Here is a 20391-nt window from a genome sequence, read left to right as displayed (position 1 = left end):
GATTGGGTGTTTGGGTGAAACAGGACCGGATGCCGGAGCCGGAGGAACACCGGCCGCATCGACATCCGGTCGACAGGGGAATGCTTGCGGCGCGCACTCAGTGGCTGAGCGAGCCCGCGTGATGCAGGTCCATCGCACGCGTTTCCGGCGCCATCATCATCGTGACCCACAGGCCGACCACGGAAATGCCGAACGCCACGTACATCGTATGAGCAATGCCGATCGACGTCAGCGACATCGGAACCAGGTAAGTGCCTATCGCCGCGCCGATTCTCGACAGCGACGTCACGAGGCCGACGGCCGAGCCGCGGATTTCGGTCGGGAACAGCTCGTTCGGATACACGTATTGAAGCACTTGCGCGCCACCGATGAACAGCGCGTACGCACCGAACAGCAGCAGCGTGAGCATCGCCGGGCCCTCCGGAAACACGCCCAGCATCAACAGTGCGAGGCCCGACCACAGGAAACTGTGAATCAGCAGCTTGCGGCGGCCGAGCGGATTCACGAGCCGGACCGCCAGGAAGCAGCCGATCACGAACATCAGCGTGATCGCCACCGCGCCGTAGGATGCCCACTCGCCCGTCAGCCCCATCGTCTTGAGAATGGTAGGCGCGAACGCGTAGACGGCGAACTGCGGCACGATCGAGCAGGTCCAGAACACGCTGACGAAGAAGATCCGCTTGCCGTAGGCCGAGTGAAACAGCGACCAGACCGACGCCTTGCTTTCCGGTTGCTTCTCGGGCAGGTTCTGGACCGAGTACTGTTCGCCGTACACGCGCTTGATCACGTGATCCGCTTCGGCAACGCGGCCCTTGCTCAGCAGCCAGCGGGCCGATTCGGGCGTGCCGGCCCGCATGATCAGGAACAGCACGGCCGGCACCACGGCGCTCGCCAGCGCCCAGCGCCATGCATCGGGGCCGCCCACGCGCAACACGATTTCGCCGATGACGTAGGCCGCACCCGCCCCGACGAACCACATCATCACGAGACTCGCCAGCAGCGAGCCGCGCTGCTTCTTCGGCAGGAACTCCGCAAGCAGCGACGTCGCGAGCGGATGGTCGGCGCCGATGGCGATGCCGAGCAGCAGACGCAGGATCGTGAGCTGCAGCGCCGACGTCACCCAGAATTGCGACAGCGAGAACAACGCCAGCGCGACCAGTACCAGCAGGTACAGCACTTTCCGGCCGAGCTTGTCGGTAAACAACCCGCCGACGAATCCGCCGAAGAACATCCCGATCAGCGGCGACGCGGCGATCAGGCCCTGCTGCAGCGCGCCGAGCTTGAGCGCATCGGTGAGCTGCAGCATCACGACACCGATGATGCTCAGCACATAACCGTCGAGAAACGGCGCGGCGGACGAGTAGACCGTCAACTTCCTGTGAAAGCTGTTCAGCGGCAAATCCTCGAGCGATATCCTGAAGTTCTGGGACATGTTGTCTCCTTTCATGCAAAACCTATGTTGAATGGCGGGCCCGGCGTGCCGGAACGTATCGAGTTTCCGACGGCTCCGGCTGCGGTGAATTCCCTCGATCAGATGCTATGGATACCTGATGACTGAATCCGGAGATTGCAGCGAAACCGGTAGGTCTGCCTCTGCCGGACACCTGCCGCCACGCGACCGGATCGCGGCGACAGCGGCATCTCCTGGGTGTGGCGAGTATCGATTCCCGGCCCGGCACCCGCATATAAGAAATGGGGCAATTGCCAGAACGTTTCTGCCACTCAGGGTATCCACTTAACCGTCTGTACTCGCCACCAGGTCCGCTCCGGACCCGTTTGCGCACACGAAGAACAACGCCGACGGCGGTGATATTCCGGCGATTGTCCGGTTCCTTCTATGCGACCGTCGTGCCGACGGTCGATACTGCGCGATCGAATCCCCTCCGAATCAATCACGCAGGTGCCTGCCATGCCCCCCAGCCTGATCAATCACGACAATGCCGGCGATGCACTCAGCTGGCCCGAAGCTGTCGACGCGCTGCGCGACGGCCATCTGCTGCCGAGGGCCGACATGCACGATCTGCTGTTCGGACCCGCCGACGCGATGATGCTGTCTCGTGCCGCACGCATCGAAGGGATCGGGTACGGCGTGAAGGCCGAGACCATCTTCAACGAAAACGCGGCGCGAGGACTGCCGAACACGCACGGCGCCGTGCTGCTTTATGCACAGGACACGGGTGTGCTGCGCGGGGTCATAGACAGCCGACTCGTCACCGATCTCAAGACCGCCGCCGACTCCGTGCTGGGCGCCACGTTGCTCGCGCGGCCGGACAGCCGCCATCTGGTCATCGTCGGCGCCGGCATCGTGGCCGGCAACCTCGCCCGTGCGTACAGCGTGGTGTTCCCCGCACTGCGGCGCATCTCGATCTGGGCACGCCGGATCGACCAGGCGCACGCGCTGTGCGCGCAACTGGCCACGTTGCCGGTCGAGGTAACCGCGGTCGCCGATCTACGTTCGGCGCTCGCAACCGCGGACATCGTATCGACCGCGACCCTGGCACGTCAGCCGATCGTTCCCGGCGCCTGGATCCGCCCCGGCACGCATGTCGACCTGATCGGCGCGTTCACGGCCGACATGCGCGAAGCCGACGATGCGTTGATCGCGTCGGCCCGGCTGTATGTCGACAGCCGCGAGACGACCCGCCATATCGGCGAAATCGCGGCCCCGATCGCTTCGGGCGCGGTGCCGCCCGACCCCGTCCTCGGCGATCTCTACGATCTCGTGACCGGACGCGTGCCGGTATCGCGAACCGCGTCCGACATTACGGCGTTCAAGAACGGGGGCGGCGCCCATCTCGACCTGATGATCGCGGATCGCCTGCTGAACAAGCGCGGGCTGTAAGCCTGGCGGCGGTCCGGGCAGTATCCCGCTCCCGCTCCGTCGTTTCGATTGCCGCATCGGCGAGCGGCATGCCGCTCGCCGACACGACCGGTGCGTCGTGCCGAATCGCCCGCGCTCGGGCAACGCCCGACTACAGCGTGCCCGTCGCCTGAATCTCGATCAGGTAGTCCGCGTGCGCGAGCGATGCGCCGACGCAGGCGCGTGCCGGCTGGTCGGCGCTGCCGATCCATGCGTCGTACACGCGGTTCATTGCATCGAAATCCTTCATGTCAGCCAGCCAGATCTGCACGCGGGTCACGTTCTGCCTGCCGGCGCCAGCCTCATGAAGCAGCCCTTCGAGCTGCTCCAGCACGGAGCGCGTCTGTGCCGCAATGTCGAACGCCACGCCGGGCGCGGCCACGATGCCCGACGTTTCGATGCGATCGCCGGAAACCAAGATGCCGCTGGCGCGCGGGCCAACGGCGAATCGCCTGATCTCACCCATGTCCGGCCCCCGTCAGAACAGCACGTACGTCTTGCGCAGCGTCTCTCGAATATCCCAGACGCCTTCGCAATTCGCCGGAAACAGCACGGCATCGCCCGCGCGCAGCTCGACCGGCTCTCCACCTTCCGGCGTGAACGTGCACCAGCCGCTGACGATATGGCTGAATTCGCGGTTCTTCAGGTGACGGCGGAATTGGCCTGGCGAGCTTTCCCAAACACCGATGCTCGCCTCCGTATCGGCCGCGTCCTGATGCTGGGCCGTGCCTTGCAGGGCAACGATCTCACCGATCGGCAGCCTGGCAGGTGCGGGTTCGCCGATCGCTGCCGCTTCCGCCTGTCGAACAACAATAAGACCCTGGGTCATGCTCGATCCTTTCATTTCGGTTGAATTAAACACTTTGTACTGCGTAACGTGAATGCTGCGCGCGTTCCGGGATGGTATTGCCCGAATCCGCGTCGTCAGGACACCGGAGGCGCACTCTCGCGGTCGGTCAACGACCCGGCCAGCAGTGCATCGAATACGACTTCGCACGCGGCATTCCATGCCGCATTGGCCTGATGCAGCCCCAGCATCTCGAGGCCCTGTTCGGTGAACGTGCCGGGCGTCGCAATCGAACGGCCGAGTTCGCGGATCGGCAACGCATCGCGATGGCGCGCATACGCGACGCAATCCTCGACGCTGCTCAGGACCAGCGCTCGCGCATGTCCGGACGGTAGCCCCTTCTCGACCAGCCAGTGCTGCAGGTCGTGAAGCAGGAAGTAGAACCAGCCGTTCATGCACGCGCTGACCGTGGCCAGCTCGAACTCGGTCTCGCTCGCCAGCGAGATCAGGTTGCCGAGCGGGCGCAACAGGGCCTGCGCATCGGCGTCGGACGGATAGAGCGCGACCGTCGAGCGGTTGATCTCGGCTGCATAGGACAGCATCGCGCGAACGCACCGGTCGATGCCGAACAGCCGTTGCAGCTCGCCCACCGATACACCGCTGACCACCGAGATCAGCGTCTGGTCGCACCTCGGCGTGACTTCCCGCGCGAGCTCGGCCAGCTGCGCCGGGCGCACACCCACGAGCAGGACGTCGGCCGCATCGACCACGGCCTGGTTGTCGGTCATGACCCGGCACCCGCGCTCCTGCGCGAGCGCCTGCGCCTTTTCTCGGCTGCGTGGCGACAGCAGGATTTCGATCCTGCCCGTATCGTGCAGCAAGCCGCGCACCATCTTTTCGGTGAGGTCACCCACACCGAGAATACCCAGTCTGATCACGACGATTTCTCCCGTGTCGGTCGTTCAGCTCTCCTTGCCGGCGCGACACTGTCCCCACATCAGGTTCAGGTTTGCGCCGATGGACAGGAACGGTTCCGGTGGATTCAGGTTGGGGCCGGGGGACGACAGCAGGAACTCGATGAGCTCGTTGCGCTCTCCCGCCAGCCAGTCGGCCAGCAGCGTGCCGGTAATGGTCCCGCGCGTGATGCCCAATCCGCCGCAGCACAGTGCGCCATAGACGTTCGGCGCCAGCTGGCCGAAATGCGCCAGGTGATTGCGAGACAGGCACATCGCGCCGCCCCACGTGTATTCGAATCCCACGTCCGGCAACATGGGAAAGCGCCGCTCGAACGACGAGCGGTGATGTTGCCGCACGCGGTGCAGGAAGCGTTCGCTGCTGCGGCCGTCCGGATTGAAGCTGAAGCTGTTGCGCACCAGCAGCCGATTGTCCGACGTGCGCCGCAACGTGCTGCCGAACGGGTCGGCCGGGATGATGCCCCACACCGGCGAGCCACCCAGCCTCGCCTGCTCTTCGTCGGTCAGCACACGCGTGATGCTCGCGTAGGTGAAGACGGGCAGCAGCCGGCGCTTCAGGAAGCCGAAGCTCGACGCAAACGCGTTGTTGGTCAGCAGCAGCTTGTCCGCGACGATTTCACCGTGCGCATGCGCGAGCGTGATCCTGCTGCCGTAATCGACGGCAGAAATCGGCGTGTGCTCGTGCAGCGCGACGTTCTCCGGCAGGCTATCCGCCAACCCCTTCACCAGCGCGGCCGGCTGCAGCAGGACCGTACCCGGCGTAAACAGGCCCTTCTTGTAGAAATGCGTGCCGATACGCTCCGGCAGTTCGGCTTCCGACAGCACTTCGCTGTGCTCGCCGAGCTTGTCGAGCCCTCGCCGGTAGGCATCCAGCACCGCGATGCCGCGCGGCTCGACGGCCGCCTGGTACTTGCCCACGGGCCGCATGTCGCAATCGATCCCGTGTTCGGCCACCAGCCCCTTGAGAATGCCCTGCGCAGCCTGGTTGAGCTTGAGGTTCATCCTTGCCGTGGCCGGATCTCCGATGTAGTCGGATGCGCCGATGTCATGCGGCAGGTCGATCGCAAACCCGGAATTGCGCCCGGAAGCGCCATACCCGACTTCCTGAGCTTCCAGCAGGACCACCGGATCGTCCGGGTAATGCTGCGCGATCCGGCGTGCGGCCGCCAGGCCCGTCAGCCCGGCACCGACGACGACCCAGCGGGCCGACGTCTTGCCCGCGTGCGACGCGGCGGGTTGCCGTTGCCGGCTCAGGTGAAACCAGCCGCAGGATGCGTCATCGGCAGGTAAGTGATTGACTCGTCTCATGTTCAGCACCGGTATGTGCCGAGAGTATCGAGTCGACGCAGCGCGCACGCATATAACGAATGGGGCAGATGTTGTGACGTTGCTGCCATTCAGGGTATCCCCTGAAGCCGCGCGGACCGTCGCGAACCCGGCGTCGAACGAGCGACGGCCCACGTGCCGGGCATCCGGCGCATGGGTCGCCCGGACACATCAACCGACCCTCACCCCACTGCCCGCACGTGATCGAGCAGCGCCTGCAACGGATGGCGCACCTGCTTCGACGACATCCGCTTCACCTGGCTGCGGCACGAATAGCCGGTCGCCAGCGCCTCGCCTTCGTCCTCCGGCCCGTCCACGTGCGCCGCCCACGACTGCGAGTAGATCGTCTTCGACGTCGCGAGATTGCGCGCCTCGTGCCCGTAGGTGCCCGACATCCCGCAGCACCCGGTCGCCTCAACCTTCAACCGCAGCCCGCGTCGCGCGAACACCTGCGCCCATTGCTTGCCGCTGTCGGGCGCATTGGTTTTCTCGGTGCAGTGCGGCAGCAACCGGTACGACATCGGCACGCCGTCGCCACCGACACCGGCTTCCGGCAGTGCCTGCAGCAACCATTCCTGCGGCAGCGCGACCTTCGGCACATCGGTGAGCCCGGTCACCTTCAGGTATTCCTGCCGGTACGTGAGCGTCATCGCCGGATCGAGGCCGACCAGCGCGACGCCCGAGCGTGCCAGCGCGGCCAGTTGCGTCGCATTGCGGATCGCCGCCTTCTCGAACGCCCGCAAAAAGCCCTGCACGTGCAGCGCCTTGCCGTTCGGCGCGAGCGGCGCGAGCCACACCTGAAAGCCCGTGCGCGCCGCCAGCTCGATCAGCGTCGCCAGTTGCTCGGTATCGAAAAAGCGCGTGAACGTGTCCTGCACGATGACGACGCTGCGGGCGCGCTGCGCGTCGCTCAGCGCGGCGAGTGCCTGCGGGTCGGCCGGCTTCACGTGCCATTGACGGATCACCGCCGCGAGATCGAAGCGGCTCAGCAGCGGGCTGTCGACCATCCCGACGTGCCGCTCCAGCACCGCGCGCACCCATCCCGCCCGCATCAGCCCGTTGTACAGCGCGGGCACCCGCGCCATCCACGGCATCGTGAATTCGAGCGAGCCGATCAGGTAATCGCGCAACGGCCGCAGGTAGCGCTGGTGATACAGCTCGAGGAAGCGCGAGCGAAACTCGGGCACGTTCACCTTCACCGGGCACTGCCCCGCGCACGACTTGCACGCGAGGCACCCGGCCATCGCGTCATACACTTCGTGCGAAAAATCGGCTTCGCCGTTGCGCGCCGCGCGGCTGTTGCGCCAGCGCGTCGCGAGGCCGCTCAGGAACGGCTGCCGCGCACGCGCCGCCGCGACAACGTCGACGCCGGCCTGCCCTTGCAGGCGCAACCATTCGCGCATCAGCGACGCACGCCCCTTCGGCGATTGCACGCGTTCGCGCGTCGCCTTCCACGACGGGCACATCGCATCGTCCGGATCGAAGTTGTAGCACGCGCCGTTGCCGTTGCAGTGCATCGCGGTGCCGTAGCTCTGCCACACGCGCTCGTCGATCTGCCGGTCGTGGTCGCCGCGCGTCGGCACTTCGTCGATCTTCAGCAGCCGCATCGTGTGGTCCGGCGGCGTCGCGATCTTGCCCGGGTTGAACTGGTTGTGCGGATCGAACGCGGCCTTCAGTTGCTGCAGCGACGGATACAGCTCGCCGAAAAACGCCGGCGCATATTCGGAGCGCACGCCCTTGCCGTGCTCGCCCCATAGCAGGCCACCATGCCGCTGCGTGAGCTCGGCCACCGCATCCGACACGGGCCGCACCAGCGCCGCCTGCTTCGGGTCCTTCATGTCGAGCGCCGGCCGCACGTGCAGCACGCCCGCATCGACGTGCCCGAACATCCCGTATTGCAGCCCGTGGCCGTCGAGCAGCGCGCGGAATTCGGCGATGTACGCGGGGAGGTTTTCGGGCGGCACCGCGGTGTCCTCGACGAACGGCTGCGGGCGCGCCTCGCCCTGCACGTTGCCGAGCAGGCCGACCGCACGCTTGCGCATCGCATACACGCGCTTCACCGCGTCGTCGCCGGCCGCGAGCGTGTGGCCCAGGCGCTCCACGCTGGTATCGGTGCGCAGATGGTCGACGAATGCGCGCACGCGCGCATCGACGTCATCCGCGTCGTCGCCGCTGAATTCGATCAGGTTGATGCCGAGCGTCGGCCGAGCGTCGTCCTGCGGGAAATACTCGGCCACGCTGCTCCACACGAAGTCCTTCATCGCGAGCATCAGCACCTTCGAGTCGACCGTCTCGATCGACAGCGGCTCGTGCGCGAGCAACGCGCGCGCGTCGCGCAGTGCATCCATGAAACCCGCATAGCGCACGTTGACCAGCACCGAGTACTTCGGGATCGGCAGCACGTTGAGCTTCGCCTCGACGACGAAGCCGAGCGAGCCTTCCGCGCCGCACAGCACGCTGTTCAGGTTGAAGCGGCCATCGGGTTCGCGCAGGTGCGCGAGGTCGTAGCCGGTCAGGCAGCGGTTCAGCTTCGGAAACTTCGCTTCGATCAGCGCCGCCTTGTCGTCGCTGATGCGCCGCGCGGTGCGGTAAACCTTGCCGATGCGGTCCTCGCGCGCGCAGCGGCGCTCCAGCTCGTCGTCCGCGAGCGCGTCGCTGTGCAGCTGCTCGCCGCCCATCAGCACGAAATCGAGCTCGAGCACGTGGTCACGCGTCTTGCCGTACGTGCAGCTGCCCTGCCCGCTCGCGTCGGTGTTGATCATCCCGCCGACGGTCGCGCGATTCGACGTCGACAGTTCCGGCGCGAAAAACAGCCCGTGCGGCTTCAGCGCCGCATTGAGCTGATCCTTGACGACGCCCGCCTGCACGCGCACCCAGCGCTGCTCGACATCGATTTCGAGGATCCGGTTCATGTTGCGCGACAGGTCGACGACCACGCCGTCGGTCAGCGACTGCCCATTGGTGCCCGTGCCGCCGCCGCGCGCGGCCACCGCGACGTCGCGATGCGCGGGCTCGGCGAGCAGCCGCGCCAGCAGCCGCACGTCGTCAGCATGCGCGGGGCAGATCACCGCTTGCGGCAGGCGCTGGTAGATCGAGTTGTCGGTGGCCTGAACCGTCCGGTTCGCATGGTCCGCGCGGATTTCCCCGGCGAATCCGGCGGCCCGCAGCGCGGCGAGAAAGTCACGATACGTATGCGCGGGCGGGCTGGCGGGATGGGGCAACGAGGCGATCGACATGGGGCAAAAGCGGCAGTGTGGGTGGAACCGGCCGGCTCGCGTGGCCGAAACATGATTTTTTAGCAAGTTTCCACGCGACCGGGAATTCCAGTATCTTTGGATGCTTCGCGAGAAACAAACGAATTCTGCTCCGGCGAATATTGCATAAAACTCATGAATTACCGTCGCCTCACCCCGTCGATGTCGTTGCTGCTCGTGTTCGAGGCCGCCGCGCGGCATGAAAGCTACACGCGTGCCGCCGAGGAACTGTCGCTGAGCCAGAGCGCGATCAGCCGGCAGGTTCAGACCCTCGAGGATCAGCTCGGCGTGCCGCTGTTCCGGCGCGAGGGCCGCTCGGTCAAGCTGACCGAGGTCGGGCGCCGCTACTTCGCCGAGCTGAGCGGCGCCCTGGGGCGCATCCGCGGCGCGACGCTGCAGGCGATGTCGCACCAGGCGGGCGCCGGCACGCTGCGGCTCGCGACGCTGCCCACCTTCGGCTCGAAGTGGCTGCTGCCGCACCTGCACGACTTCTACACCGCGCATCCGGGCGTGACCGTGCACCTTCATTCGCGGATCGGCGGCGTCGATTTCCTCAACGACGACCTCGATGCGGCGATTACCGTCGGCGCGGGCGACTGGCCGGGCCTGCACGCGCACCGGCTGTACAACGAGTTCCTGATCGCGATCGCGCCGCCGGACACCGGCAGCGGAAGCCGCCGCAAGGCGGACGCACGCACGCCGGCGTGGGCCGCAAAGCAGACGCTGCTCGGCGTGACGAGCAACCAGCAGGCATGGGCGGAATGGTTTTCGCACTACCGCCTCGACCATCGGCAGATGCGCATCGGCCCGAGCTTCGAGCTGACGTCGCACCTGATCCAGGCGGTGCGGGCCGGGATGGGAATCGGGCTGGTGCCGAAGGTGCTGGTGGAGGACGAACTGAGCCGCAACGAGCTCGTGTCGATCGGCGACGCGATCACCAGCCAGCGCAGCTACTACCTCGTCTACCCGCCGGGGAACGAGACGCTGCCGTCGCTCGTCGCGTTCCGCGAATGGCTGCTGAAGTCGTGCTGAAACGCGGCGGCTGGCGGGGCGCTCAGGTGCGCCATTCGCCGAGAATCTGTTCGGCCAGGTAATCGCACGGCGGACGCGCGGACTGCGCGCTGCGCGCGAGCACGACCTCCATTTCACCGAGCGGCGGCAGCCCGTGGCTTTCCGACAGCTGCACGAGATGATCCGGAACGCAGCAGCGCGCCAGCGGCGCAACCGCGAGCCCGGCCTCCACCATGCTGAGCAGGCCGAGGTGGCTCGGGCTTTCGTACGACATCCGGTACGGGATCTTCTGCCGGTTCAGCGCCTTGACCGCGTGATCGCGCGCCGCGCTGCCGCCGTGCGTGAAAAAAGCCACCGGCAGCGGCCGCTCTTCCCAGACGTTGCGCTTCGGCGACCCGGCCCAGACGAGCGGTTCGAGCCGGATCAGCTCGCCGGTCACGCCCTTGATCCGCGTGAGGCACGCGAGGTCGACCGTGTTGTCCTTCAGCATCGGCACGAGCGCGCTGCTCGGCTGGCCGATCACGCGTATTTCCACACGCGGATGCATCGCGGCGAATTTGCCGAGCACCTGCGGCAGCAGCGACGAAATGTAATCGTCGGGCACGCCGATCGTCACGCGGCCGCGGATTTCCGGGCGCACGACCGACGCCCAGGCCTCGTCGCGCATCGCCAGCATCCGGCGGCCGTATTCGGCGAGCATCGTGCCGTCGTCGGTCGGCGTCACGTTGCGCGTGTCGCGGATGAACAGCGGCTTGCCGAGCGCATCTTCCAGCGCCTTGATCTGCATGCTCACCGCCGACGGCGACCGGTGCACGGCCTGTGCGCCCTGCGCGAACGATCCGGATTCCGCCACGGCCACCACCATCGCGAGCACATCGAGGTCGAGCTTTTTCATCGCATTCAGAAAAACTGATCAATCGATTCAGTTTATCCCGTTTTACTGTTCTCCTCCACGGTCGGACAATGCATTCCGTCAGCTCTCACTCGTTGCAGGAATCATCAGACATGCATACGTCCGGATCGCTCTACGGATTTCTCGTCATCGGCGGCATGCTCGCGGTCACGCCCGGGCCGAACATGGTCTACGTGATGTCGCGCTCGATCGCGCAAGGACGCACGGCGGGGCTCATCTCGCTCGGCGGCGTGATGATCGGCTACCTGTTCTACATGTTCGGCGCGGCGTTCGGCATCACGACGCTGTTCATGAGCGTGCCCTATGCGGGCAGCGGGCTGGCCGTGGTCGGGGCGGCATACCTGTTGTATCTCGCGTGGCAGGCCGTCAGGCCCGGCGGCCGCTCGCCGTTCGAGGTGCAGGCATTGCCGAGCGAGCGCCCGCTGCGGCTGCTCGCGATGGGCGCGACGACCAGCGTGCTGAACCCGAAGCTCGCGATGCTGTTCATTTCGTTGTTGCCGCAGTTCATCGACTACCGGAACGGCAGCGTGCTCGGGCAATCGCTGTTTCTCGGTTCGCTGCTGATCGCCGCGTTCGCTTCCGCGAACGGGCTGGTGGCGATCGGTTCGAGCAGCATCGCGACGTTCCTGCACGGGCGGCCGACGCTGATGCTCGCGCAGCGCTGGGCGATGGGGCTCATTCTCGGCGGGCTCGGCGTGCAGATGGTGATCGATGCGTCGAAGATGGCGGGAATGGCCTGACGGCCGCAAGCGCGCCTCTGAACTGAAACGGAAGCGGCCGGTGGGCGACGTCGCCCACCGGCCGTCATGCAGGAAGCACGCCGTCGATGCGACTCGGTCACTTCGTCAGCAACTCGGCCTCCAGCTCGCGCAACCGTTCCGGAAACCGGACGCGCAGCACCAGGAACCACCCGAGCCCGATCGCCAGCAGCACGACGAACACATAAGGCAGCCACGCATAGACGCCCGCCGGCACCGGATACACGCTGCCGGCCAGCGGAATCGCGAGCAGCACGACCGCGACGACGCTGATCGCCACATGCCGCGCGCGCAGCCGACTCTGCCGGCGCAAGTAAAGCGGCGCGCCGATCGCCACCAGCACGTACGCAAGCAGCCAGCCGTACGTCGCGATCGAGCTGAGATAGCCATACGAATCGAGCAACGCGGTGCCGCGCGCGGTGAACACCAGTGCAGTGACCAGCGCCAGCACCGTAATCAGCGCCACCGCGACATGCGGCGTCGCATTCCGCTCGTGCGCCTGGCCCGTCGACGCATGCAGCACGCCCTGCCGCCCGAACGTATAGACGATCCGCGCCGCCGCATTGATCGACGAGAAGAACGCCGCGAAGAAACTCAACGCCACGCCCGCGTCGATCAGCACGCCGACCCAGCCGGCGCCGAGCCGATGTGCGAGCACCGCGAGCGGCCCGTCGACCTGATCGAGCGGCGGCGTCTGCCCGTGAAACGCGCTCACCATCCCGTACGCGCCGATCACGAACAGGATGGCCGGCCCGACGACACTGATCAGCACCGCGCGCGGAATTGCGCGGAACGGGTCGCGCGCCTCGGCGCCAAGCACGGTCGCACTCTCGAACCCCGTGAAGCTGAAGAACGCGAGCACCATCCCGAGCTGCAGTTGCGTCGGCTTCACGCCTTCGAGCGTCAGTTGCGCGCGATCGACCGGATGCCCGCCGAACGCGATCGTCCCGATCACGACGACGGCGATCAGCAGCAGCGTCGCGAGTTCGACGAACAGCGTGAAGCGCGTGGACAGCCGGATGTCGCGAAACGCGATGTACCACGCAGCGAACGCGGTGACGACCGTCAGCCCGAGCACCGCGCCGAGCGGCGTCGCGCTGCCGAGCAGCCCGGTTTCGCGGCCCAGCACCAGAAACGTGTTGATCGTTCCTTGCAGGATGCCCGCGGCAGCCACCGCATAGGCAATCAGCAGCGACCAGCCGCAGATCGCGCCCCAGACCGGCCCGATGCCGGCCGACACGTACGCATACAGCGCGCCCGGCGACGCCGAGTCGCGTGCGAACACCGAGATGCTCCACGACGCGAACAGCAGCGCGACGATCGCGAACAGGTACGCGAGCCAGGTCCCGTTGCCGGCCGTCGCGAAAACGGCGGGAATCAGTACGCCGATCCCGCCCGACACGCCGACGAGGCCGATCGACTGCGCGATCAGTTCGGGCAGGCTCAGGTAGTTGCGCCGCAGGCCGCCTGCCTGCGGCACGGCGCTTTGCGCAGGGAGTGCCTGCGCGGTGCTGGCTGGATGACTCATTGGTTTACCTCGTCAGGAATGAAGCGGTGACGCATGGGCCAACTACGCGGCGGTGGCGGGTGCCGGTGCGGCCACCCGAATTCCTTGCCCATGTTTCGTTGCGTTGAATACGCCGGCGCGAGCCGGTCAATTCCAGGAATGGCGCGCGGGCTTCACGCCGTTGAGGTAGTAGTTGCCGATCGCGTGATACTTCCAGCGCACCGGGTCGTGCAGCGTATGCACGCGGGCGTTGCGCCAGTGACGATCGAAGTTGTATTTCGCGAGCGTCGACTTGCTGCCGCCGAGCTCGAACAGCTTGCTCGCCGCGAGCAGCGACACCTCGGTCGTCGCGATCTTCGCCTCGCCCACCGCGATCGCGGCCTGCGCGACCGTTTCCTCGCTTGGCGCGTGCTTCGCCGCGTCGACGAAGCGCCCCGAGCGCGCAAGCAGCGCTTCGGCCGCGTGCACGCGGTATGCGATATCGCCGATCTGCGCGACCGTCAGCGGATCCTCGCTCGCGCGATCGACGCCACTGTCGATCCACGGGCGCGCATGCTCCTGCACGAACGCGATCGTGTCCTGCAGCGCGGCGCGCGCGATCCCGAGATCGATCGCGGCGGTCGTGATCTGAGCGAACGGGCCCGCGAAAGTCGGGCGGTCGTACGAACGCTGCGTGTGGAAGATTTCGAACGGGCTCACGCGCACGTTCTCGACGATCACCGTGCCGCTCGCGGTCGTGCGCTGCCCGAAGCCGCTCCAGTCATCCACGACGGTCAGCCCCGGCGCGCCCTGCCGCACGAATGCGAGCACGGCCTGGTCCGACTCGTCGAGCGCGAGCACCGGAATCCAGTGCGCGAACAGCGTGCCGGTCGAATAGAACTTGCGGCCGTTCAGCACGAACGCATCGCCGTCGCGGCGCACCCGCGTCTGAATGTCGAGCACGTTCTTGCCGCCCGCCTCGGAGAACGCGTTCCCATAGCGCGTGCCCTTGAGAACGAGATCGAAGAAGAAGCGCTTCTGCGCGTCGCTGCCTTCGAGGCGGATGTCCTCGATCAGGCAATAGTGGTTCTGCGGGATCTGGCCGAGCGACGGGTCCGCCTGCGAAACGATCGCGATCACTTCCGCGAGCGTCACGTTCGACACTTCCGCGCCGCCGTATTCGCGCGGCACGGTAATGCCCCACAGGCCGCTCGACGAAAACAGCTCGATCTCGTCGAACGGCAGCTTGCGCTCGCGGTCGCGCAACGCGGCGTGCTCGGCCAGTCGGGCCGCGACCTGGTGCGCGACGTCGAGTGCCTCGGCATCCGAGCCGATGACGGGAACGGGCGTAGCGCCCGCTTGCGGTTGCACGTTTTCTTCGATGATTTCCGTAGACATGGTTTTTCCGGCAAAGCTCATGAACCGGCCGGCGGTGCCGAGAAGCATCCGCCGGCCTCCTGTTTCGGTATCCGAAACGTCAAATCAGGATGACCCGCAAGAATCGTCGGTGTCACCCCTGCGATCAGCCCGCGCTCAGCGGGCGTGACTGCCTGCCGCGCACCGGCCTCCGCGTTACGCGGCAACGGCCTGCCGCTGCGCCTCGAGTTCGCGCACGAGCGGCAGCACGCGCTTGCCGAAGTACTCGACTTCCTCGATGAAATGCAGGAACCCCGTGAGCACGAGATCGACGCCGATCGCCTTCAGCGCGACGATGCGCTCGGCGATCTGCTGCGGCGTGCCGATCAGGTTCGTCCGGAAGCCGTCGTTGTACTGCACGAGATCTTCGAACGTCGACTTCGCCCAGTTGCCTTCGCCCTCCGGCGACGCGCTGCCGGCCTGCTTCACGGCGTCTCCGAACGCATGCACGGCCTCGACGTGCGCGTGCCGGATGATGTCGTCGAGCACGGCCTTCGCCTCTTCCTCGGTATCGCGCGCGATCACGAACGCGTTGACGCCGATGCGCACGCGATGGTTGTTCGCCGCCGCCTTCGCACGAATGTCGTCGATCTGCGCCTTCAGGTTCTCCGCCGTATTGCCGTTCGTGAAGTACCAGTCCGACACGCTGGCCGCGTTGTCGCGCGCCGCCCGCGAGCTGCCGCCCTGGAAGATCTCCGGATGCGGCTTCTGCACCGGCTTCGGGCTCAGCGTGTAGTCGTTGAAGCGATAGAAGTCGCCCTTGAACGTGAAGTTGTCCTGCGTCCAGATGCCCTTCAGCGCCTGGATGAATTCCTTCGAGCGCCGATAGCGTTCGTCGTGCTCGAGCCACGGCTCGCCGATCGCGGTGAACTCGCCCTTGAACCAGCCGCTCACGACGTTGATCGCGATGCGCCCGTTCGAGATGTGGTCGATCGTCGCGAGCTGCTTCGCGACCACGGCCGGATGCCACGGCCCCGGCAGGATCGCGGCGAGCACCTTGAGTTTCGTCGTCGCATGCAGCAGCGCCTGGCTGAACGACACCGACTCGTGCTGGTATTCCGCGCCGTAGCCGGCCGTGAAACGGATCTGGCTCAGTGCGTACTCGAAGCCGGCCGCCTCGGCGGTGCGCGCGAGCTGCTGGTTGTATTCGAGGCTCCAGTCGGTGCGCTGCTCGATCGTGCTGACGACGAGGCCGCCGCTGACGTTCGGCACCCAGTAGGCGAACTTGACGCCGTCGGCGGAAGAATCGGTATGGCTCATGAGTGTGTCCTGGTCGGGAGAGGAAACGCAGGCGGCCTACGCAGCCGCGACGGAAAGCGCATGCGGGCGCAGTTGCGGCACCGCGCGATCGACGGCGAGTGCGATACGCGCGCGCAGCGCCGGGTTCGTGATCTGGTACTGGTCGAAATCGCTTTCGGATGCGTACACGCCGATCGGCAGCGTGCGGGCCTGGAAGAAGCTGAACAGCGGGCGGAGCTGATGGTCGATCACGAGCGCATGACGCTCGCTGCCGCCGGTGGCCGCGAGCAGCACGGGCACGTCGATCAGCGCTTCGTGATGTACGAGGTCGAACAGGTGCTTGAAGAGGCCCGTGTACGACGCGCGATAGACGGGGCTCGCGACGACGAGCGCGTCGGCCGTCTCGATCGCGCGGATCTGCGCATCGAGGTCGGCCGGCACCTGCGCGCGCGTCAGCGCACCGGCCAGCCGGCCGCCGATTTCACCGAGTTCGATCAGCCGTGTTTCGACCGGCAGTGCGGCGCCGAGCGCCGAAACGATCGCGTCGGTCAGCGCCAGCGTGCGCGACGGCCGCTGCAGGCCGCCCGATATCGCGACCACGTTGATTGCATTGCTCATCGGTTGCATTCCCATTGTCGAGTCGGGCGCCGACGCACCCGTTACGTCATGGATCAGCAAGGAGCGTGCCATTTCGATGACCGAGAGCGAAAACGATCGTCTGCATGACGAAATGCATCGCGATCGACGGCCTGCCATGGCGTCCCAGACGATCGCCGCACGTTGATAAGCGTGCCAACCATGGCATCACAACCATATTCCGCAGCGCGATGAACTCGGGGAAACAACGCTGCTGATGCGCTGCTGCGTGATCAGCAGCGCGGCGTGCGGCACTCGCGCCTTTCCGCTTCAACACGGATTCCGGCTAGTGCGTGGCGTCCATTGGCATGCATTCGCGCCAGCTTTTCGCGTTCATGCGCCAGCGTGACGCGTCCCGCACTTGCAATAGCGCCGACATGACTGCTGCATCGTCACCCTGCGTGCCGCCGATCGCTACGTTGCGCGACATCTCCGTGCCCGGCTGCGTCCAGCGCAGCATTCCCGCATTGGTTATCAGAAATCGATGTTTCCTGCGTTGCGCAAAACGTTGAACACTCTGCTGATCACGCAGCACCCGGTCAGCAACGCGCTATGCGACCCGACCGTTTTCGTGCAGCAACCCGACGCCTTCATCGCCATGACACCCATTTCCGTATCGCCCCGCGCGGAAGGCCTGCGCGTCGTCGCGCCGTCCCGCGACGAACCGGTTCCTCCTGACGCCCTGCAAACCGCCGAGCGCCTGGCGGCCGGCTTTGCACGCACCGCGGCCGAACGCGACCAGCAGGGCGGCACGCCGAAGGCCGAGCGCGACCAGCTGCGCGACAGCGGCCTGCTCGCGCTGAGCATCCCGTCTGCCTATGGCGGCCTCGGCGCGAGCTGGCGCACGACGCTCGACGTCGTCCGCGTGCTCGCGGCGGCCGACAGTTCGCTCGCGCACGTGTTCGGTTTCCATCACCTGATGCTCGCGACCGTGCGGCTGTTCGGCGCGCCCGCGCAGTGGGAATCGTGGTTCGAACGCACCGCGCGCCAGCAGTGGTTCTGGGGCAACGCGCTGAATCCGCTCGACGAGCGCACGCTCAGCCGCGCGCACGGCGCCTGGCACGAATTCAGCGGCCAGAAGAGCTTCTGTTCGGGCGCGCTCGATTCGCAGATGCTGATCGCGTCCGCGCACGACGCCGACACGCGCGCGTTCCTGATCGCGGCCGTGCCGACGCAGCGCAGCGGTATCTCGATCGCCGACGACTGGAACAACATCGGCCAGCGCCAGACCGACAGCGGCACGGTCACGTTCGAGAAAGTGCGCGTCGAGGACCACGAGCTGCTGACGGACCCCGGCCCGCTGTCGACGCCGTTCGCGTGCCTGCGCCCGCTCGTCGCGCAGCTCGTGCTGACGAACGTGTATCTCGGCATCGCCGAAGCCGCGTTCAATGACGCGCGGCACTACACGCTGCACGAAGCGCGGCCGTGGCCCGGCGCGCAGGTCGCGAGCACCGGCGACGATCCGTACATCCTCGGCCAGTACGGCGAATTCTGGGTCGGGCTCGAAGCCGCGCGCGTGCTCGCCGACCGCGCGGCGGACCGGCTCGACGCCGCATGGTCGCGCGATGCGGCGCTCACGCAGGCGGAGCGCGGCCAGGTTGCGCTCGCCACGGCCGCTGCGAAGGTGTCGGCCGCGCGCACCGGGCTCGATCTCTGCACGCGCATGTTCGACGTCGCCGGTGCCCGCGCGACGCACGGCGCGCTGCGGCTCGACCGGCACTGGCGCAACCTGCGCACCCACACGCTCCACGACCCGCTCGCGTACAAGATTCGCGAGATCGGCGAATGGGCGCTCAAGCGAACCTATCCGACGCCGGGCTTCTACTCGTGAACCACTCTCCTTCCGATGCGTGGCCCGATGCCGCGCCCGTCCTCACGCTGCCCGACCGGTCCGCGCTGGCGACGTCCATTCGCGCCCGCGCGCAGGTGTTCGTCGATCCGCGCTCGGTCGCGCTGCTCGAACGGATTCGCCTGGTCGCGCCGAGCGATGCGAACGTGCTGATCGTCGGCGAGACCGGCACCGGCAAGGAACTGATCGCGCGCCACGTGCATGGCCTCAGCCGCCGCAATGGCGGGCCGTTCATCGCGGTGAACTGCGGCGCGTTCTCCGAAACGCTCGTCGAGAGCGAACTGTTCGGCCACGAGAAAGGCGCGTTTACCGGCGCGTTCAGCGCAAAGCCCGGGTGGTTCGAAGCCGCGAACGGCGGCACGCTGTTTCTCGACGAGATCGGCGACCTGCCGCTGTCGATGCAGGTCAAGCTGCTGCGCGTGCTGCAGGAGCGCGAGGTCGTGCGGCTCGGCTCGCGCACGGGCGTGCCGATCGACGTGCGCGTGGTCGCCGCGACCAACGTGGATCTGCAGCAGGCCGTCGCGAACGGGCAGTTTCGCGGCGACCTGTTCTACCGGCTCAACGTCGTGCAGCTCGCGGTGCCGACGCTGCGCGAGCGCCCGGGCGACATCCTGCCGCTCGCGCGCCACTTCTTCGACGACTACCGGAGCCGCCTTGGCTACGGGCCGCGCAGCATCGACCCGCGCGCCGAGCGCCGGCTCGAGGCACACGGCTGGCCCGGCAACATCCGCGAACTCGAGAACGTGATCCATCACGCGCTGCTCGTGAGCCGCAACGATTCGCTGCAGGAGGCCGACCTGCACATTGCGTCGCCGGGTGTGCCGACGGCCGCCTTGAATACGTCAGCGCCGGAACCCGACCCGGCCGCCGGCGCACAGGCCGCATTTGAACGCGCGCTGCGCGAGCTGTTCGACGAAGATCACGGCAACCTGTTCGAACGCATCGAGGACACCGTGATGCGCGTCGCATTCGAATTCAGCCACCGCAACCAGATCCAGGCCGCACGGCTGCTCGGCATCAGCCGCAACGTGCTGCGCGCACGGCTGATTCGCGCGAAGGAAATCGCGGCGATGAAGTAGCCACGTATGGGAGCGCGCCGTCGCCCCGCTCCGGCACGATCGCGCCGCGATCCGTGCAGCAACGTCCGAACCTGATGTATCGTGGCGCGAAGCGTGCGCCTCGTCTCGCCCCTGCATACGGTCATCCCATACATGGCCACCTGCCCCCGACGACAAGGCGCCCGCACGATCCTCCGCAACACGAAAGGCCGTCCGGCGCCCGTGTAGGCCCGGCCGAGCCTCGTTCACCCGTCCGGAATCCGTCGCCATGAAAAAGCTTGTCAACCGCCCGTCCGATGTCGTGCGAGAAATGCTGGAAGGCATCGCGCGGCAGTCGCCGCATGTCGCGATCCTCGGCGACGAGCACGTGCTCGTCCGCCAGCCGCTGCCCGAGCCCGCGCAACGCCCCGTCGCCATCCTGTCCGGTGGCGGCAGCGGCCACGAGCCCGCGCACGGCGGCTATGTCGGCGAAGGAATGCTGAGCGCGGCCGTCTGCGGCGAAGTATTCACGTCGCCGTCCACCGACGCCGTGCTCGCCGCGATCCGCGCGAGCGCCGGCCCGAACGGCGCCTTGCTGATCGTGAAGAACTACACGGGCGACCGGCTCAATTTCGGGCTCGCCGCCGAACTCGCGCGCGCCGAAGGCATTCCGGTCGAGACGGTCATCGTCGCCGACGACGTATCGCTGCGCGGCCGCGTCGAGCGCGGCCAGCGGCGCGGGATCGCCGGCACCGTGCTGATCCACAAGCTCGCCGGCGCGGCCGCCGCGCGCGGGCAGATCGGAAGGCCGTCGGGGAGGGAAAGAGGGTAAGATACTGTGTCAA

Annotated in this window: 17 protein-coding genes and 1 pseudogene; 6 read left to right on the top strand and 12 right to left on the bottom strand. The window is 66.9% G+C overall.

Going from position 1 to position 20391, the window contains the following annotated elements:
- Nucleotides 1–97: 97 nt before the first annotated feature.
- A complete protein-coding gene (locus G3O00_RS07370) occupies nt 98–1432 on the bottom strand; it encodes an MFS transporter (protein ID WP_206142584.1) in 1335 nt (444 codons plus the stop codon).
- Between the two features lie 477 nt (nt 1433–1909).
- Between G3O00_RS07370 and G3O00_RS07365 the strand changes: the two genes are divergently transcribed.
- Entirely contained in the window at nt 1910–2842 is a 933-nt protein-coding gene (locus G3O00_RS07365; RefSeq protein ID WP_206142583.1) for a hypothetical protein, read from the top strand.
- 130 nt (nt 2843–2972) lie between these two features.
- On the opposite strand, the gene G3O00_RS07360 is transcribed toward G3O00_RS07365, so the two are convergent.
- From G3O00_RS07360 to G3O00_RS07340, 5 genes are all read right to left on the bottom strand, one after another.
- Entirely contained in the window at nt 2973–3278 is a 306-nt protein-coding gene (locus tag G3O00_RS07360; protein ID WP_206142582.1) for a RidA family protein, read from the bottom strand.
- A 60-nt stretch (nt 3279–3338) separates the two neighbouring features.
- Nucleotides 3339–3704: a cupin domain-containing protein gene (locus G3O00_RS07355; protein WP_241025016.1), complete on the bottom strand. Its 366-nt coding sequence runs from the start codon at nt 3702–3704 to the stop codon at nt 3339–3341.
- A gap of 80 nt (nt 3705–3784) precedes the next feature.
- On the bottom strand, nt 3785–4585 hold the full coding sequence (locus G3O00_RS07350) for an NAD(P)-binding domain-containing protein (protein WP_206142581.1): 801 nt from the start codon (nt 4583–4585) through the stop codon (nt 3785–3787).
- 24 nt (nt 4586–4609) lie between these two features.
- The gene (locus G3O00_RS07345; protein ID WP_206142580.1) at nt 4610–5929 is read right to left on the bottom strand and encodes an FAD-binding oxidoreductase; all 1320 of its coding nucleotides are present in this window, start codon (nt 5927–5929) and stop codon (nt 4610–4612) included.
- Between the two features lie 200 nt (nt 5930–6129).
- Nucleotides 6130–9183, bottom strand: coding sequence for an FAD-binding and (Fe-S)-binding domain-containing protein (locus G3O00_RS07340; protein ID WP_206142579.1), 3054 nt, complete (start codon nt 9181–9183; stop codon nt 6130–6132).
- A 153-nt stretch (nt 9184–9336) separates the two neighbouring features.
- Here G3O00_RS07340 and G3O00_RS07335 point away from each other — a divergent pair, with 153 nt between their 5' ends.
- A complete protein-coding gene (locus tag G3O00_RS07335; RefSeq protein ID WP_174928937.1) occupies nt 9337–10233 on the top strand; it encodes a LysR substrate-binding domain-containing protein in 897 nt (298 codons plus the stop codon).
- 22 nt (nt 10234–10255) lie between these two features.
- Here G3O00_RS07335 and G3O00_RS07330 read toward each other — a convergent pair whose 3' ends face one another.
- Complete coding sequence (locus G3O00_RS07330; RefSeq protein WP_011350392.1) at nt 10256–11107, bottom strand: LysR substrate-binding domain-containing protein; 852 nt, start codon at nt 11105–11107, stop codon at nt 10256–10258.
- A 110-nt stretch (nt 11108–11217) separates the two neighbouring features.
- Between G3O00_RS07330 and G3O00_RS07325 the strand changes: the two genes are divergently transcribed.
- Nucleotides 11218–11865 (top strand): LysE family translocator, encoded by a 648-nt coding sequence (locus G3O00_RS07325; RefSeq protein ID WP_206142578.1) that lies wholly within the window; start codon nt 11218–11220, stop codon nt 11863–11865.
- A gap of 97 nt (nt 11866–11962) precedes the next feature.
- Here G3O00_RS07325 and G3O00_RS07320 read toward each other — a convergent pair whose 3' ends face one another.
- The 5 genes from G3O00_RS07320 to G3O00_RS07300 all read right to left on the bottom strand — a co-directional run bounded on the left by G3O00_RS07320 (nt 11963) and on the right by G3O00_RS07300 (nt 17120).
- Entirely contained in the window at nt 11963–13411 is a 1449-nt protein-coding gene (locus G3O00_RS07320; protein WP_206142577.1) for an APC family permease, read from the bottom strand.
- Between the two features lie 126 nt (nt 13412–13537).
- Nucleotides 13538–14767, bottom strand: a complete 1230-nt coding sequence (locus tag G3O00_RS07315; RefSeq protein ID WP_206142576.1) for an SfnB family sulfur acquisition oxidoreductase — start codon at nt 14765–14767, stop codon at nt 13538–13540.
- A 174-nt stretch (nt 14768–14941) separates the two neighbouring features.
- Nucleotides 14942–16045 (bottom strand): dimethylsulfone monooxygenase SfnG, encoded by a 1104-nt coding sequence (gene sfnG / locus G3O00_RS07310; RefSeq protein ID WP_011350399.1) that lies wholly within the window; start codon nt 16043–16045, stop codon nt 14942–14944.
- A 36-nt stretch (nt 16046–16081) separates the two neighbouring features.
- A complete protein-coding gene (gene msuE / locus G3O00_RS07305) occupies nt 16082–16642 on the bottom strand; it encodes an FMN reductase (protein ID WP_206142575.1) in 561 nt (186 codons plus the stop codon).
- A gap of 304 nt (nt 16643–16946) precedes the next feature.
- Entirely contained in the window at nt 16947–17120 is a 174-nt protein-coding gene (locus tag G3O00_RS07300) for a hypothetical protein (RefSeq protein WP_206142574.1), read from the bottom strand.
- Nucleotides 17121–17144: 24 nt separating this feature from the next.
- On the opposite strand from G3O00_RS07300, the gene G3O00_RS07295 reads away from it, so the two are divergent.
- From G3O00_RS07295 to G3O00_RS07285, 3 genes and pseudogenes are all read left to right on the top strand, one after another.
- A complete protein-coding gene (locus G3O00_RS07295) occupies nt 17145–18491 on the top strand; it encodes an acyl-CoA dehydrogenase family protein (protein ID WP_206142573.1) in 1347 nt (448 codons plus the stop codon).
- Entirely contained in the window at nt 18488–19588 is a 1101-nt protein-coding gene (locus tag G3O00_RS07290) for a sigma-54 dependent transcriptional regulator (protein ID WP_206142572.1), read from the top strand. Before G3O00_RS07295 ends, G3O00_RS07290 begins: the two co-directional genes overlap by 4 nt.
- Before the next feature lie 247 nt (nt 19589–19835).
- Nucleotides 19836–20342 (top strand): annotated as a pseudogene (locus tag G3O00_RS07285) (dihydroxyacetone kinase subunit DhaK); the annotation flags it as partial.
- Between the last annotated feature and the right edge of the window lie 49 nt (nt 20343–20391).

The organism is Burkholderia sp. Ac-20384, assembly GCF_017104605.1.
In the GTDB taxonomy this organism is placed as follows: Bacteria; Pseudomonadota; Gammaproteobacteria; order Burkholderiales; family Burkholderiaceae; genus Burkholderia; species Burkholderia lata.
Note: the sequence above shows the minus strand (reverse complement) of the source record. Positions and strands in the feature narration are given on the sequence as shown.